This window comes from Faecalicatena contorta, assembly GCF_021531995.1.
Classification (GTDB): domain Bacteria; phylum Bacillota; class Clostridia; order Lachnospirales; family Lachnospiraceae; genus Dorea_A; species Dorea_A contorta_A.
Genome location: NZ_JAFBIZ010000073.1, coordinates 1 through 15333, shown reverse-complemented (window position 1 = coordinate 15333; position 15333 = coordinate 1). Strand labels below are relative to the sequence as shown.

At 44.2% G+C, this 15333-nt stretch carries 17 protein-coding genes; 16 read left to right on the top strand and 1 reads right to left on the bottom strand.

Features of this window, described 5'->3' with window-relative positions; genetic code table 11:
- Positions 1 to 154: 154 nt before the first annotated feature.
- The 4 genes from JQM82_RS10340 (at position 155) to JQM82_RS10325 (ending at position 3731) form a co-directional block, all read left to right on the top strand.
- Positions 155 to 1039: an ABC transporter ATP-binding protein gene (locus JQM82_RS10340; RefSeq protein ID WP_235250245.1), complete on the top strand. Its 885-nt coding sequence runs from the start codon at positions 155 to 157 to the stop codon at positions 1037 to 1039.
- Complete coding sequence (locus JQM82_RS10335) at positions 1036 to 1824, top strand: ABC transporter permease subunit (protein WP_235250243.1); 789 nt, start codon at positions 1036 to 1038, stop codon at positions 1822 to 1824. The genes JQM82_RS10340 and JQM82_RS10335 overlap by 4 nt, the downstream gene beginning before the upstream one ends.
- 176 nt (positions 1825 to 2000) lie before the next feature.
- A complete protein-coding gene (locus JQM82_RS10330; protein WP_235250241.1) occupies positions 2001 to 2924 on the top strand; it encodes an alpha/beta hydrolase in 924 nt (307 codons plus the stop codon).
- Between the two features lie 105 nt (positions 2925 to 3029).
- Positions 3030 to 3731, top strand: coding sequence for a DUF5714 domain-containing protein (locus JQM82_RS10325; RefSeq protein ID WP_235250238.1), 702 nt, complete (start codon positions 3030 to 3032; stop codon positions 3729 to 3731).
- Positions 3732 to 3785: 54 nt separating this feature from the next.
- Here JQM82_RS10325 and JQM82_RS10320 read toward each other — a convergent pair whose 3' ends face one another.
- The gene (locus JQM82_RS10320) at positions 3786 to 4691 is read right to left on the bottom strand and encodes a DegV family protein (protein ID WP_235250236.1); all 906 of its coding nucleotides are present in this window, start codon (positions 4689 to 4691) and stop codon (positions 3786 to 3788) included.
- A gap of 166 nt (positions 4692 to 4857) precedes the next feature.
- Here JQM82_RS10320 and larB point away from each other — a divergent pair, with 166 nt between their 5' ends.
- The 12 genes from larB (at position 4858) to JQM82_RS10260 (ending at position 15249) form a co-directional block, all read left to right on the top strand.
- Entirely contained in the window at positions 4858 to 5619 is a 762-nt protein-coding gene (gene larB / locus JQM82_RS10315; protein WP_235250234.1) for a nickel pincer cofactor biosynthesis protein LarB, read from the top strand.
- The gene (larC, locus tag JQM82_RS10310) at positions 5603 to 6949 is read left to right on the top strand and encodes a nickel pincer cofactor biosynthesis protein LarC (protein WP_235250231.1); all 1347 of its coding nucleotides are present in this window, start codon (positions 5603 to 5605) and stop codon (positions 6947 to 6949) included. Before larB ends, larC begins: the two co-directional genes overlap by 17 nt.
- A complete protein-coding gene (larE, locus tag JQM82_RS10305) occupies positions 6936 to 7772 on the top strand; it encodes an ATP-dependent sacrificial sulfur transferase LarE (RefSeq protein WP_235250229.1) in 837 nt (278 codons plus the stop codon). The genes larC and larE overlap by 14 nt, the downstream gene beginning before the upstream one ends.
- 3 nt (positions 7773 to 7775) lie before the next feature.
- Positions 7776 to 8609 carry a deoxyribonuclease IV gene (locus JQM82_RS10300; protein ID WP_235250227.1) on the top strand — a complete coding sequence of 278 codons (834 nt, stop codon included), beginning with the start codon at positions 7776 to 7778 and terminating at the stop codon, positions 8607 to 8609.
- A gap of 43 nt (positions 8610 to 8652) precedes the next feature.
- Positions 8653 to 9513 carry an aldo/keto reductase gene (locus JQM82_RS10295; protein ID WP_235250225.1) on the top strand — a complete coding sequence of 287 codons (861 nt, stop codon included), beginning with the start codon at positions 8653 to 8655 and terminating at the stop codon, positions 9511 to 9513.
- Between the two features lie 13 nt (positions 9514 to 9526).
- Positions 9527 to 10228 (top strand): tRNA (N6-threonylcarbamoyladenosine(37)-N6)-methyltransferase TrmO, encoded by a 702-nt coding sequence (gene tsaA, locus JQM82_RS10290; RefSeq protein WP_235250223.1) that lies wholly within the window; start codon positions 9527 to 9529, stop codon positions 10226 to 10228.
- 37 nt (positions 10229 to 10265) lie between these two features.
- Entirely contained in the window at positions 10266 to 10784 is a 519-nt protein-coding gene (locus JQM82_RS10285) for a GNAT family N-acetyltransferase (protein ID WP_235250221.1), read from the top strand.
- A gap of 67 nt (positions 10785 to 10851) precedes the next feature.
- Positions 10852 to 12081 carry a [Fe-Fe] hydrogenase large subunit C-terminal domain-containing protein gene (locus JQM82_RS10280; protein ID WP_235250247.1) on the top strand — a complete coding sequence of 410 codons (1230 nt, stop codon included), beginning with the start codon at positions 10852 to 10854 and terminating at the stop codon, positions 12079 to 12081.
- A 10-nt stretch (positions 12082 to 12091) separates the two neighbouring features.
- On the top strand, positions 12092 to 13018 hold the full coding sequence (locus tag JQM82_RS10275) for a tRNA dihydrouridine synthase (protein ID WP_235250220.1): 927 nt from the start codon (positions 12092 to 12094) through the stop codon (positions 13016 to 13018).
- A 79-nt stretch (positions 13019 to 13097) separates the two neighbouring features.
- Positions 13098 to 13652: a helix-turn-helix domain-containing protein gene (locus tag JQM82_RS10270; RefSeq protein WP_235250216.1), complete on the top strand. Its 555-nt coding sequence runs from the start codon at positions 13098 to 13100 to the stop codon at positions 13650 to 13652.
- Positions 13653 to 13668: 16 nt separating this feature from the next.
- Positions 13669 to 14160, top strand: coding sequence for a prolyl-tRNA synthetase associated domain-containing protein (locus tag JQM82_RS10265; RefSeq protein ID WP_235250214.1), 492 nt, complete (start codon positions 13669 to 13671; stop codon positions 14158 to 14160).
- Positions 14161 to 14298: 138 nt separating this feature from the next.
- Positions 14299 to 15249: a CPBP family intramembrane glutamic endopeptidase gene (locus JQM82_RS10260; RefSeq protein WP_235250212.1), complete on the top strand. Its 951-nt coding sequence runs from the start codon at positions 14299 to 14301 to the stop codon at positions 15247 to 15249.
- The last annotated feature ends 84 nt before the right edge of the window (positions 15250 to 15333 follow it).

Sequence of the window (15333 nt, the reverse complement as noted above, 5' to 3'; positions counted from 1 at the left end):
CTTTCTTGGATGTATGGTTTATAGTTTCTCGTCAACTCTATTATACCATATCCGGTGAGGGGTTATTTGTTTTTTGTAGTTAAAAAATGCCGTATTTATGCGGCTTGTGGCGTTTCGCAAACGCCTAAGTATTGTATCTGAGGGAGGGAGAATAATGAATGCGATTATCAGCACAGAAAATCTGACGAAATATTACGGAAAGAGCAGAGGAATCATAGATCTGAATCTGGAGGTAAAGGAAGGAGAGATCTTTGGTTTTATCGGACCGAACGGTGCAGGTAAGAGTACGACCATGCGTGTGCTTTTAGGACTGGTATCACCGACTTCCGGATCTGCAGAGATATTTGGAAAACAAGTGGGAAGGCAGCAGAAAGAGATCTTGTCCAGGATAGGATATCTTCCTTCAGAGGCAATGTTTTACAGCGGAATGCGTGTGGCTGAAGTGTTGAAGCTGTCTGCAAAGTTATATGGAAAAAACTGTGAACAGCGAAGAAAAGATCTGTGTGAGCGTTTTGCACTGGATGAGAAACGAAAAATCAGTGAGCTGTCGTTAGGAAACCGGAAAAAAATTGCAATCGTAAGTGCTTTTCAGCATGATCCGGAGCTGTTGATCCTGGACGAGCCGACCAGCGGACTGGATCCGTTGATGCAGAAAGAATTTTTTGATCTGGTAGAAGAATGTCATAAAAAAGGAAGCAGTGTCCTCCTGTCATCACACGTGCTGTCGGAAGTGCAGCAGCATTGCGGGAGGGCGGCAATCCTGCGGGAGGGCAGACTGATCGCATGCAGCAGTGTAGAACAGCTGGCCGGAAAGCAGTGCCGGAAAGTGGAGATAAAAACCAGAGATAAGATGCGTGAACTTGAGGGAATTCGAAGGATGGAAACGTCAGATCAGCGGGTGAGCTTTCTGTATGAAGGAGAAATGCCAAAACTGTTAAAAGTGTTGAATCAGATAGATGTTCAGGATCTGATCATATCAGAGCCTGAGCTGGAAGAAGTATTTCTTCATTATTATGAGAAGGGTGGTGTGCAGGCATGACAGTATTCAGACATGAGATGAAAAGGGGAAGACTTGCACTGATTATCTGGACGATCGGAATCGCATCTATGATCATTGTATGTATGGCATTATATCCGGAGATGAAAAAACAGATGACAGGGGTATCGGAAATGTTCTCCAATATGGGAGGTTTTACGGCTGCCTTTGGTATGGATCAGGTCAATTTTGGAGAAGTGATGGGATTCTACGCGGTGGAATGTGGGAATATTCTGGGACTTGGAGGAGCATTTTATGCAGCACTTCTGGGGATTACAGCACTTTCAAAAGAAGAAAAGGATCATACCGCAGAGTTCCTTCTGACTCATCCGATCAGTCGTCTTCAGATTGCCATAGAAAAATGGGGAGCATGTATGGTGCAGATTGTTCTGATGAACGGAATTGTTGTGGCGATATCTGTTGCAAGTTTTGCTGCCATCGGAGAAGAGATGGAAGGAAAAGCATTTTGGCTTCTGCATCTGGCTTTTCTGATGATGCAGCTCGAAGTAATGAGTGTGTGTTTTGGAATCTCTGCTTTTCTTAAGGGGAGTGCGATGGGAACCGGGATCGGAATTGCAACGATCCTGTATTTCCTGAACATTATCCGCAACATCAGTGACAAAGCAGAAGGCTTGAAATATGTAACACCATTTGCCTATGCAGATGCATCTGATATTGTGGCAGATGCAGCGGTAGATGAAAAATTGCTAATGATAGGAATTCTTTATGGAATTGTCGGCTTACTGGTGGCAATTCTGTATTATCGGAAGAAAGATATCAGTGTATAACATGCGTAAAGTTCTTTTTGGAGGGTACATCATGTACCTTCCTTTTTTTCTATAAAACTGACACAATTGTATGAAAAAACTGCCTATCGACGGAGAGAGGATTTTTGTAAAATTGTAGTATCAGACAGGGAAAAGAGTTACCTGAAGATAAGCGCTGTCATGGGAGGAGAACATATATGAAGATAGAAAGATGCTCTGTCGGGTCTGCAGAACTGGCATATCAGATCTTTGGAACCGGAAAAGTGGATGTGGTAATCGAGATGGGACTTGGAGCCTCCATGGCAGAATGGAGACAGATCGCAGGGCGATTGGCAGAATCACATACCATTCTGCTCTATGAAAGAGCTGGATATGGAACAAGCAGTGTGTCGTGTCTGGAACGGACGCCGGAAAATATTGCGACGGAATTGTATCAGCTTCTGAAGCAGGTTGAACATACAGAAACGATTACGATTCTCGCACATTCTCTGGGTGGATTGTATGCCTGGAAATTTGCAAAGCTGTATCCGAAGATGGTGGAAAAACTGGTGCTTCTGGATCCTCTTTCGCCGGAAGAATACCGGTTCCGTATGGAGTTGACAGAAGAAGAATTCAAAAAGAGTGGAGCAGATAAGACGCAAGGGCTTCAGATGAATCTGCGGCTTACCAGAAAGCATCTGGGATGGATGGTTCGAATGCTTATGCGAAAAGCACCGCCATTTTATTATTATAATGAATTTTTGAAAGAAGAAAGAAAAGAAATATTGACGATGATAAGCAGACCACAGACGTATGAGACTGCGTTGAAAGAATATGAAGCGGCGCATGATATGTTTCATCTGATGGGATTTCTGGATCGAAAAAACGCTCCAAAGATTCGAATCATTCTGATCACGCACGATTCCGACATTGCGAGAAAAGAGATCCGGGAATTTGGAGGGGCTTCAGAAGAACAGGCAGAAAAGATTGAAGTACTCTGGCAGGAACTGATGCATGCCTATCTGGATTGTGTATCAGACGGGGAATGGATACAGGCAAAGCACAGCAGTCATTATATTCATCTGACAGATATGGATCTGGTATGTAATATTTTGAGGAAAGATGTTGATATGGTGATTTGAAAATAATTATTCGGTACGACAGGTTCCTGTATCCAATACTATGGAAATGTGATACTATATTGGACAGAAGAATCAAAAAGATGGTATTGGAAAGGGGAGGTACATATGACAAGAGGAGAAGGCGCCTGTCTGGTCTGCGGAAAACCATTGGTTTATTTTGAACATGCAAAAGAGATGGAATGTAGTATGTGTCATGGGACTTTTGAAAGTTATGCTAGCTGTGAGGATGGGCATTTTGTATGTGACGAATGTCATGCGAAGCGTGGAATTGAAGTAATCATGAACGGCTGCCGAAAAAGTCAGTCAAAGAATCCGATTGAGATCATGCAGATGCTGATGATGGATCCATATATTTATATGCATGGACCGGAGCATCATGTTATGGTAGGAGCTGCACTTCTGACAGCATATCGTAATTGTGGCGGAGAGGTTGCATATGAGGATGCGCTGGAAGAGATGAAAAAGAGAGGATCCGAGTATCCGGGAGGCGCCTGTGGCATGTGGGGATGCTGTGGTGCGGCAGTGAGTGCAGGAATCTTTATGAGTATAATTACGAAGGCAAATCCACTTACCGGAACTTCCTGGAGATATTCGAATCAGATGACTTCAAGAGCACTGGGTGCGATCGCAAAGCTTGGCGGCCCAAGATGCTGCAAGAGGGATTCTTTTACGGCGGCAAAAGAGGCTGCTGCATTTGTACAGGAGAGTTTGGGGATCGATATGGAACTTCCGAAGAAGATACAATGTGATTTTTCACAAGAGAATCAGCAATGCCTGAAAAGGCATTGTCCATATTATAAAGGATAAAATAAGGGCTGGTTAAAGCCCTTATTTTTATCCTTTTTTTCGAGTTTCCTTGAATCAGATGCGGTCGCTTCGCCTGACGATTCCAAATCCGATGGAATATGGACCGGCATGTACTCCGATGGTTGCTCCGATGTGAAAGACCGGGATGTCCGGTACATCTGGATAGATTTCCCGCAGTTTTCCAAGTGTCAGTTTCTTAAAAGAATCCGCTTCTTTCACATCGTATCCGTATCCAATCAGGATTGTATAATCACCAGGAGTCATATGTGTTTCCTGCAGATAGTCTGTTAATAACTGTATCGTGCCATTGAGAGAATTTTTGCGTCCGCGCCTGATTCCGGAGGAATGAATCTCTCCGTTTTCCAGTGTGATCAGTGGTTTGACGTTTAATAAGGAGCCGGCAATACTGGTCACTTTACCGATCCGACCACCATGCTGAAGATATTCCAGACTTCCGACGGTAAACAGAATTCGACCGGTTGGAATCAGTGCTTTCATGGCAGTGACTGCATCAGTAAGAGTTTTTCCTGCATTTCGCAGTCGACATGCTTCCAGAACGAATGCACCCTGCATCAGTGTGCAGGCAAGAGAATCCAGAATCTCTACGTGAATGTCAGGATAATCTTCCAGAAGCATCTGTCTTGCAATCTGTGCAGACTGGATGGAAGAGCTTAATTTGCCGGAGATGCAGATACACAGGATATCCTGTCCTTTTCTGGCGGAATCCAGAAAAACCTGATAATAGTCTTCCGGAGATGGTGCTGCAGTCATGGGGAATCTTTGTGGATGATCGACCATCTGCTGGTAGAAGTCATCCAGTTTTAATTCAATTCCTTCTTTCTGGTAAGTTTCTCCGTCAAAAGACACCAGAAAATGAACAACACGAATCTGATTTTCTTCTGTCATTTGTTCCGGAAGATCGCAGGAACCATCACTTACAATATTGAATCTAAATTCCATAGCAAACACTCCTATCGTTTATCTCGAATCGTTATAGTTTTATTTTAGCACGATATTTATAAAAATAAAGACGGAGAAACAGGAAAAGTTAGTGCAGTCGTCTGTAAAAAGTGTTAAACTTGTAAGGAAAATTTGTCTAAAAAGTTTATCTGGAGTAGAAGTACATATGGATACGAGAGAATTATTGGAAAAAGTCAAAAGTGGGCAGATATCTGTCTCTGAAGCGGAAGGGTATCTGCGAAAGGAGCCATTTGAGGAACTGGGGTATGCGAAAATCGATACACACCGGAAGATTCGCAGCGGAGCAGCAGAAGTTGTGTTCTGCAATGGAAAGATGGATGAACATCTTCTTCATATTTTTGAAAAGATTGTGAAAGCTGAGGGAGAAGTTATGGGGACGCGTGCTTCCATAGAACAGTATGAGTTTTTGAAAGCATATTTCCCCCAGATCGAGTACGATCCGGTTTCAAGAATTGTAAAAATAGAAAAAAAAGAAAAAGAAAAAATCGGCAGTATCGTAGTCTGCAGTGCGGGAACAGCAGATATTCCCGTTGCAGAAGAAGCGGCTCAGACGGCAGAATATCTTGGTAATTCTGTAAAGAGAGCGTATGATGTAGGGGTCAGTGGAATACATCGTCTGCTTTCGCAGATGGATCTCATACAATCTGCCAATTGCATCGTAGCAGTGGCAGGTATGGAAGGAGCGCTTGCAAGTGTTGTGGCAGGACTGGTGGACAAGCCGGTCATTGCAGTTCCGACGTCTGTGGGATATGGAGCAAATCTGAAGGGGATATCTGCGCTTCTGACGATGCTTAATTCCTGTGCCAATGGAATTGCAGTTGTAAATATTGATAATGGATATGGAGCGGGGTATATGGCTTCACAGATTAATCGACTGGGAGTGAAAAAACATGAAGAAGAAAAATAAGTTGTATCTGGAATGCTATTCCGGAATCAGTGGAGATATGGTGGTGGCTGCACTTCTGGATCTCGGAGCAGATGAAGAAGTACTGAAGCGTGTACTGGATTCTGTTCCGGTATCGGGATTTCGTGTGGAGATCAGCCGCGTGAAAAAGGCCGGACTTGATGTCTGTGATTTTCAGGTAATTCTGGATGAGGACCATGAGAATCATGATCATGACATGGAATATCTTTTCGGGCAGGAAGACCATGAGCACCATCATGAGCATGAGCACCATCATGAGCATGAGCATCATCACGAGGAGCATGAGCATCATCACGAGGAGCATGAGCATCATCACGAGGAACATGGGCATCATCATGAACATGAGCATCGGGGGCTTCGGGAGGTCATGGAGATCATAGAACAGACGGAGATGACTTCTCATGCAAAAGAGATTGCGGTCAGAATCTTTACGATACTGGCAGAAGCAGAAGCAAAAGCTCATGGAACGACCCTGGAACAGGTTCATTTTCATGAGGTGGGAGCAGTAGATTCAATTGTAGATATCATAGCGGCAGCAGTATGTCTGGATCAGCTTTGTGTCACAGAGACGGTGATTCCGGTATTATATGAAGGTTGCGGACAGATCCGTTGTCAGCATGGAATGCTTCCGGTTCCGGTTCCGGCGGTTATGAATATTGTGCAGAAACACGGCCTGATTCTGCATACGACAAATCGTCGGGGAGAACTGGTAACGCCTACCGGAGCTGCGATTGCGGCAGCAATCTGTACATCCGATCATCTTCCGGAGCAGTTTCGAATTATTAAAACCGGTATGGGAGCCGGAAAGAGAGCATATGAGGTTCCGAGCATCCTTCGGGCAATGCTGATCGAGGAATCAGAGAATCTGGCGGAAAAAGATATTATCTGGAAACTGGAGACCAATATTGATGACTGCAGCGGAGAATGCCTTGGGTATGTGATGGATTGTCTGATGAAGGCCGGTGCAAGAGATGTGCATTTTACTCCGGTATATATGAAGAAGAATCGTCCGGCATATCAGCTGAATGTTCTGTGCAAAGAGGCGCAGATCAAAACCATGGAGAAGATTCTTTTCCGTGAAACAACGACGATCGGAATCAGAAGAGTCCGCATGGATCGTACCATACTGAAACGTGAGAGCAGGGAAATTGAGACGTTCTGTGGAAAAGCATATGTAAAAGTGTGTGAATCTGACGGAGAGACACGTGTCTATCCGGAATATCAGAGTGTATCAGAGCTTGCGGAAAAAAGTGGAAAATCATATTCTGAGATGTATCATCTGATTCAGGAGGAAAGCCATGGACAAATATGAAGATAAATGTAAAAAGTTATGGGAAGTGTTAGAACAGTATGCAAGAGAAAATAATATGGTGGCTTTTTCGGGAGGAGTTGACAGTTCCCTTTTGTTATGGCTGCTCTGCAGAAAAAGTAAAGAATATGGAACAGAAGTATATGCCGTGACACTTCACACCACTCTTCATCCGGCGGCAGAGCTGGATATTACCAGAGCGGCTGCAAAAGAAGCCGGCGCTCATCATAAAATTATATATGTAGATGAACTAAAGAAAGCCGGAATTGAAGATAATCCTAAGGATCGTTGTTACCGCTGTAAAAAATATATGTTTACCAGAGTCCTGGAAGAAGCTGAAAAACTGGGAATCCGCACTATCATTGAAGGAACAAATCTGGATGATACACAGGAATACCGCCCGGGAATTCAGGCACTAAAAGAGATTGGAATAAAAAGTCCTCTTATAGAGGCGGGATTTACCAAAGCCGATGTCAGAAAACTGGCAAAGCAACTTGGCATATCAACGGCAGAAAAACCTTCCACACCATGTCTTGCGACTCGTTTTCCATACGATACACATCTGACATATGAAGAAATGAAGAAAGTGGATGTTATGGAAGAGAATATTCGTGCGATGGGATTTTATAATGTCAGAACGAGAGTTCATGGCAATCTGGTAAGAATAGAAGTTGATAAGAAAGATATTCCAATGCTTCTGGAGCGAAGTGAAGAAGTAGTGAAGCAGGTGAAAGAAGAGGGCTATGTATATGTGACGATTGATCTGGAGGGATTCCGTTCCGGCAGTCAGGATGTACTGCTCCATGATCTGCAGCAGAAAGGATAGAAGATGTATACGATAGGAACACACATGTCAATTGCAAAGGGACTGGCAAAAACGGCTGAGAATGTGGTGGCGATGGAAGCAAATACCATGCAGATCTTCAGCAGGAATCCCAGAGGATCTACTTATAAAGACTATACGGAGCAGGAGATTAACAGGTTCCAGAAGATCCGAAGAGAGCATGAATTCGGCCCCCTGCTTGCACATGCGCCTTATACAATGAACCTTGCAAGTGAGAAGGAGAAGGTTTATGAGTTTGCGTGCATGGTGATCCGGGAGGACATTGCCAGAATGGATGCATTGGAGATTGAAAATATGGTTTTTCATCCAGGCAGTCATACCGGCATCGGAACAGAAGCAGGTATCCGCAATATTATTGCAGGCCTGGATCAGGCAATTACAGGGAGTGAATCGATTACGGTACTTCTGGAGACTATGAGTGGGAAGGGAACCGAGATCGGAGCAAGATTTGAAGAGCTAAGGGCAATCCGGGACGGGGTCAGACATCCGGAGAGAATCGGTATCTGCCTGGATACCTGCCATGTTTTTGCGGCAGGATATGACATTGTACATGATCTGGACGGGGTAATCCGGGAGTTTGATCGTGTTCTGGGATTAAAACATCTTCGGGCCATTCACTTAAATGACAGCCTGGAAGATTATGGATCCCACAAAGATCGTCATGCAGTAATCGGAGGCGGAAAGATCGGACTGGAGGTTTTGCTCAAGGTGATGAAGCACCCGGCACTTTCAGAACTTCCATTTTATCTGGAGACGCCTCTGGATGATGCGGGACACAGACAGGAGATACAGATGCTGAAGCATCAGTTGATTGCATGAGAGTAATATAGAACAGATATCTGAGTGTACAGGAGGAAATAGTATGAAGATAACCAGTATCAGAGATTGCTATACACTGAATAACGGAGTACAGATACCGTGTGTGGCTTATGGAACCTATAAAGCCGCGGACGGAAAGAGTGCAGATATTATCCGGATGGCGATTGAATCCGGTTACCGGTATTTTGATACAGCATCATTTTACGGAACGGAAGAATATCTTGCGCAGGCTATAGAACAAAGCAGGATTCCAAGAAATGAGTTTTTTCTTGCATCAAAGCTCTGGAAAGAGGAGATGGGATATGAGGAGACGAAAAAAGCATTCGAGGGAACACTTGAAAGACTGCAGACAGACTATCTGGATCTCTACCTGATTCACTGGCCGCTGCCTACGCCGGATTATGATGAATGGAAGTCTCTGGATGTGGAGACCTGGAGGGCAATGGAAGAATTATATGAGGAGGGAAGAATCCGCGCAATCGGACTTAGTAATTTCCTTCCCCATCATATAGAAAATATCAGAAACCATTGCAGGATTCAGCCGATGGTGGATCAGTTGGAGTTTCATCCGGGTTATACACAGGAGGCAGCAGTTCGTTATTGCCAGGAACATCATATTCTGGTACAGGCATGGAGCCCGATCGGACGAAAAAGAGTGCTGGAAGAGCCATTGATAAAAAGACTTTCTGAAAAATATGAAGTTTCTCCGGCACAGATCTGTCTCCGATATGCGGTGCAAAGGAATATTGTTCCTCTGCCAAAATCCTCTGTGATGGAAAGAATGAAAGAAAATCAGGATATTTTCTCATTTGAGATCTCGATGGAAGATATGTATCGTCTGGATACCATGCCGCAGGCGGGATGGTCAGGAGAACATCCCGACAGAGAAAGAGTCCGTTTCTGACAGGGGAACAGTGATGGAAAAAAGCAGAATTATAAAACCGATTGCGCATATTCGTACGGATTTTCCGACCAAGTTTGGGATTCCGAGACAGAGTGGGCTCGCGAATACGAAAGGAAAGATTGTATTTGAACCGGAATACCGGAATCCGGATGCCTTAAGGGGGCTGGAAGGGTATTCGTATCTCTGGCTGATCTGGGAGTTTTCACAGGCGGTCAGGGAGGAGTGGAATCCAACGGTTCGTCCGCCAAGACTTGGAGGAAATGAAAGGGTAGGGGTATTTGCTACCCGTTCACCGTTTCGCCCGAACCCGCTTGGATTATCCTGTGTAAGCCTTTTGGGCATGGAAAAAGAGGATTTGGAGGGGATGGTGCTGTATGTAGGAGGTGCGGACCTTATGGATGGGACGCCGATCTATGACATCAAACCGTATCTTCCATATGTGGATTGTCATCCGGAGGCGAAAGGAGGATTTGCTGAACGTGTACAGGAATATTGTCTGGAAGTGGAATTCCCTGATCAATGGCTTGCAGTCGTTCCGGAAGAACAGAGGGGGCCGTTGATGCAGATCCTTGCACAGGATCCCAGGCCATCGTATCAGAAGGATCCGCAGAGAATCTATGGAATGGCATATGCAGGTCTTGAAGTAAGATTTCAGGTGATGGAAAGAAGACTGACTGTCTGCGGGGTACAACGGAGCGGACAGGGCAGATTGTAAAAAGAAAAATATCAGGTATGGATTGAGAGGAAGAGAGATGGAATTTATCATTGCACAAAGTGAACACGTTGACCGGATGTGTGAGATTACAGAAGACGCGAAAAAGCAGCTTCGCGGTCTGGGATTGGACCAATGGCAGAAAGGATATCCTTCCAGAGAAGTCTGGGAGCAGGATGTGATCAATGCCTGCACGTATCTTGCGGTGGAGGATGGTGTGATTCAGGGGATTTTTGCTTTCCAGACGACACCGGATCCTTCGTATAGGGAAATTGATGGACAATGGCTGACGGATATTCCGTACGCATCCATGCACCGTGTGTGTGTGGCTGATGGATGTAAAGGAAAGGGAGTCGCAGGCCGGATGTTTGCCTATGGATTTGAACTGGCGCGAAAAGCCGGTTTTGAGACGGTGCGTATCGATACGCATCCGGGAAATCTGCCGATGCAGCATGCTCTGAAAAAAGCAGGCTTCGAACCATGTGGAATGATACGCCTGGTCGGAGGATGTGAAGACGGTGATCTTAGAGTTGCATTTGAAAGGATTCTGAAAGATTAAGAAAGAGTATAATTCATCATTTTTCAACCAATAATGTAGATAAAAATGTCTGAAGGGCGGAAAGATGATGAAAACTTTTGATGAATTATACAGAGATATTCTGAATAGAAAAGTGAAACTGGAAGAACCACTTCCTCCCCAGTATGATTCCAGACATCTGGATTGTCTGCTGCATCCGGAAAAGTATGCACCGGTGATTCCGGTGAGTGATTGTGAGAAATGCACATATGACAGAGCGTGCCGGCAAAGCTGTATCTTTGATGCCATCATAAGGGATGAAGAGGGAAAGCTATCAATAAATCCAAAGCTTTGTAGCGGATGTGGTGTCTGTATGGATGCATGCAGTATGAAGAAGCTTACAGCGAGAAAAGATGTGCTGCCTGTGATGAAGGCGGTCAGAGAGGCAAAAGAACCGGTTTATCTTTTGGTGGCCCCGGCAGCCGTGGGACAGTTTGGAGAAGATGTCACGCTTGGAAAGCTTCGGACTGCGGCAAAAGCACTGGGGTTTACCGGTATGGTAGAAGTAGCACTGTTTGCTGATATTCTGACGCTGAAAGAAGCACTGGAATACGACCGTCATGTAAAGAAAAAAGGGGATTACCAATTGACCAGCTGCTGCTGTCCGGTGTGGATTGCCATGATACGGAAGATATTCCATGAGTTGCTTCCACATGTTCCGGGAGCAGTCTCTCCAATGATTGCATGCGGGCGTATAATAAAAAGACTTCATCCAGATGCAGTTACGGTATTTTTAGGACCATGTCTGGCAAAAAAGAAAGAGGCAGAAGAACCGGATATTGCAGATGCGGTGGATTATGTACTGACATTTCAGGAAATGCAGGATATATTGACTGCGGCCGACATTCATCCCGGGAAGCTTGCAGATATGAAGAAAGAACATGCATCTGAAGCCGGAAGACTCTATGCGCGTACCGGAGGAGTGAGCCGGGCTGTAGAAAATATGGTTCAACAGCTAAGGGCAGACCGGAATATTGCAGTAAAGGCAGAGCAGGCTGATGGAACCAGAGCCTGTATGGAAATGATCGAACGGATCCGGGCTGAAAAGACGGATGCCAGTTTTTTTGAAGGAATGGGTTGCGTCGGCGGATGTGTCGGAGGACCCAAAGTACTTCTTTCGCGGGAAGAAGGAAAACAATATGTAGATGATTATGCAGAAGCCGCAGAGTTTCGGACACCGCTTGAGAATCCATATGTATTGAAGATTCTGGAAGAATTGGGATTTCATACGGTGGAGGAACTTCTGGAAGACGAGTCTTTGCTCACCCGCAGGCTTTAGGAGGAATAATATGAAGTATTATCTTGCCCCGCTGGAGGGAATCACAACTTATGTATACAGGCGGGCCTATCACAGCTGTTTCCGTCCGATGGACAAGTATTTCACACCGTTTCTGGTGCCGCATACTAAGAAAGATTTTAATTCCAGGGAGAAAAATGAGATTCTCCCGGAACATAATGAGGGAATGTATCTGGTACCGCAGATACTGACAAACTGTGCTGAGGATTTCCTGCGCACTGCCGGGAAACTGAAAGATTACGGATACAGAGAAGTGAATCTGAATCTGGGATGTCCGTCGAAAACGGTGGTTTCAAAGTATCGCGGATCAGGATTTCTGGCGAAGCCGGAGGAACTTGACCGGTTCCTGGATCAGGTGTTTAAAAAGACAGATATCAAAGTATCAATTAAAACAAGAATCGGAAAATTTCATGCGCAGGAGTTTGAGGAACTTCTGCGGATATATAATCAATATCCGTTGGAAGAACTCATCATTCATCCGAGGGTGCAGCAGGATTTTTATAAAAATACTCCAAATCTGGAGATGTATAACTATGCAGTGAAAAACAGTCATCATTCATTGTGTTATAACGGGGATATCTTTACCGTGAAAGATGCTGGCCGGATCAGGGAACAATTTCCGCAGACAAATGTCCTGATGCTTGGAAGGGGCGTGATCTATAACCCATGCCTTACGGAAGAGCTTGAAGGAAGCAGGAAATCCGGGGAAGTTGACAGACAAAGACTGCGCATATTCCATGACAGGCTTTTGAATGATTACAGAGAAGTGAATTCCGGAGATAAGAATGTTCTTTTTAAGATGAAAGAGATCTGGTGTTATATGGGATACCTGTTTCCAACAGCTGAAAAGTCGTTGAAAAAGATAAAAAAAGCAGAAAAACTGGATCGATATATAGAAGCAGTGAATGAAATCCTGTGATTTTTCTTTACTTTCGAATTAATATGCAATATAATAGAAAAAAATTCTATATACAGGAATTTTTGAAGGAGGAATCCGATTGGATCATCTGAATCAATTGATTGCAGTGAATTTAAAAGAGATACGAAAGGGAAAGGGACTGAGTCTGGAGCAGGTGTCATCTCTTACATCGATCAGTAAAAGCATGTTAAGTCAGCTGGAGCGTGGAGAAGTGAATCCAACGATTTCAACGGTGTATAAGCTTTCACTGGGGTTAAAAGTCCCGGTCACGGCATTTACCACAGATAAGCCGATGCCTTTTTCCAGAACCGGAAAAAGAGAAGTTGCACCGCTTACAGGTGATGGCGGAAGATACCGTCTCTACCCGATCTTTAATTTCCGAAATGGACAGGATTTTGAGATCTTCGATCTGGAATTTGATGCAGGCGGGATGATGCAGGCGAATCGTCAGATGAACGGCACACGGGAATTCATAACCGTATATTCCGGTGAGCTTACGCTGATATTCAAGGATAAGGAGTATGCATTAAAAGCAGGAGATTCTGCCTCATACAATGCTTTTGATGAATACATATATAAGAACACGGGAACAGAAATGGTAACTGCGAATATTGTAGTTCACTACCCAAACTAGGAAGGAGTTTTGCAGCATGGAAGATCAGAAACAGCGGGTATATGACGCACTGAAAAAGATGAATATCAAGTATGAGGTCGTTGAGCATGAACCGGTTCATACGATGGAAGATATGGACAGACTGGGACTCCCGGAAAAAGGGACCCTCTGTAAGAATCTGTTCTTAAGAGATTCCAAAGGAAAGAGACATTTTCTTGTAACAGCTGATGAGAATACCAAAGTGGATCTGAAGACACTCGGAAGACAGCTTGGTGCCGGAAACTTAAGCTTCGCTTCTGAAGAACGACTGGAAAAATATCTTGGAGTAAAGCAGGGAAGCGTGACTCCGTTTGCTCTTATGAATGATACAGAGCATAACGTGGAGTTTTTTATTGATAAGAATCTGAGCAGATGTAAGAGCATGGGAATTCATCCGTTGGAAAATACAGCGACAGTGTTTATATCTTTTAAAGATCTGGATAAGTTTCTCTGGAATCTGGATGTGGATGTGGTGAAGATTAAATTATAACAGATATTTTTTATGGTGATTTTATAGTTTTTTTATTGCATGTTGAGAGATGGAGAAGTAGAATAGATAAAGTATTCAGTATAGATGGAATGTCTGCGTCCGGCAGAATTCCTGTAAGAAAGGAAAGCGAGGAAGTATATGGAACAACAGCAAAGCAGACAGACTCCTCCGATCTCTCAGGAAAGCTATGGAAAAAGATTCTGGGAATTGTGGGGCCCGATTCTGATTAAATGGGCAATTGGTATCGGAGTCGGGATGGCTGCGATGATTGCCCTTATGATGGTATATATCGGTACACATTATACAACAACAGAGGCTTTGAATTCACTGATGGATAATCAGGACAAGATGATGGAGCTGTATGGAAAGATTGTAGTCAAATATATGGATTACAGCACAATAGTAGAAGGGGTAGCGGCACTCGTTACCATTCCGGTTATGGCAGTGATGTTTCATAAAGATCGGGTGAAGGAGAGGATTCAAGGGGTGATACCTAATCGGAAAGCACCGATCTGGAAGTATGCTGCAATTGTAATCATGGCACTTGCAATGAGTCTTGGACTGAATAATCTGATCATTATCGGTAATCTGTCAGCAGTTGATGAGACGTATGCGACAACCATGAACGCCTTGTATTCTGCACCTTTGATTCTTCAGATCGTCTGTCTTGCAGTTCTGGTGCCAATCTGTGAGGAATATGTATTCCGGGGTTTGTTTTTTCAGAGAATGCGGGCGAGAACATCGTATCGTTATGCTGCGATCTATTCATCCCTTGTATTTGGTATGCTGCATATGAATCTGATACAGATGATCTACGGTTTCATACTGGGATTGATGCTGACCTATGTGTATGAAAAATATGGTTCTTTGAAAGCGCCGATCATTGCACATATGTCAATGAATCTCCTGTCGGTGCTGGCTACACAATTCCAGATGTATGACTGGCTGGTGAAGAACTCCGTACGTATGGGGGTCATTACCGTGCTGTGTGCGACTGTATCGGCAACGATGTATGTTTGGATGCAGAGAATTGAGGAAAAACCGGAGAACCCGGGTCAAAAAGCGGAAGATAAAAATCTGGCGGTATAATCTGCCAGATTTTTTTTTGATAATAGTGAAAAAGTCAGATTATCAGACAACTTCAAAAATATTTACTATTTACAAGAAGAGAAC

Coding starts and splice junctions, on each gene's coding strand:
- JQM82_RS10340 (WP_235250245.1), top strand. CDS start 155: ATGAATGCGATTATCAGCACAGAAAATCTGACGAAATATTACGGAAAG.
- JQM82_RS10335 (WP_235250243.1), top strand. CDS start 1,036: ATGACAGTATTCAGACATGAGATGAAAAGGGGAAGACTTGCACTGATT.
- JQM82_RS10330 (WP_235250241.1), top strand. CDS start 2,001: ATGAAGATAGAAAGATGCTCTGTCGGGTCTGCAGAACTGGCATATCAG.
- JQM82_RS10325 (WP_235250238.1), top strand. CDS start 3,030: ATGACAAGAGGAGAAGGCGCCTGTCTGGTCTGCGGAAAACCATTGGTT.
- JQM82_RS10320 (WP_235250236.1), bottom strand. CDS start 4,691: ATGGAATTTAGATTCAATATTGTAAGTGATGGTTCCTGCGATCTTCCG.
- larB (WP_235250234.1), top strand. CDS start 4,858: ATGGATACGAGAGAATTATTGGAAAAAGTCAAAAGTGGGCAGATATCT.
- larC (WP_235250231.1), top strand. CDS start 5,603: ATGAAGAAGAAAAATAAGTTGTATCTGGAATGCTATTCCGGAATCAGT.
- larE (WP_235250229.1), top strand. CDS start 6,936: ATGGACAAATATGAAGATAAATGTAAAAAGTTATGGGAAGTGTTAGAA.
- JQM82_RS10300 (WP_235250227.1), top strand. CDS start 7,776: ATGTATACGATAGGAACACACATGTCAATTGCAAAGGGACTGGCAAAA.
- JQM82_RS10295 (WP_235250225.1), top strand. CDS start 8,653: ATGAAGATAACCAGTATCAGAGATTGCTATACACTGAATAACGGAGTA.
- tsaA (WP_235250223.1), top strand. CDS start 9,527: ATGGAAAAAAGCAGAATTATAAAACCGATTGCGCATATTCGTACGGAT.
- JQM82_RS10285 (WP_235250221.1), top strand. CDS start 10,266: ATGGAATTTATCATTGCACAAAGTGAACACGTTGACCGGATGTGTGAG.
- JQM82_RS10280 (WP_235250247.1), top strand. CDS start 10,852: ATGAAAACTTTTGATGAATTATACAGAGATATTCTGAATAGAAAAGTG.
- JQM82_RS10275 (WP_235250220.1), top strand. CDS start 12,092: ATGAAGTATTATCTTGCCCCGCTGGAGGGAATCACAACTTATGTATAC.
- JQM82_RS10265 (WP_235250214.1), top strand. CDS start 13,669: ATGGAAGATCAGAAACAGCGGGTATATGACGCACTGAAAAAGATGAAT.
- JQM82_RS10260 (WP_235250212.1), top strand. CDS start 14,299: ATGGAACAACAGCAAAGCAGACAGACTCCTCCGATCTCTCAGGAAAGC.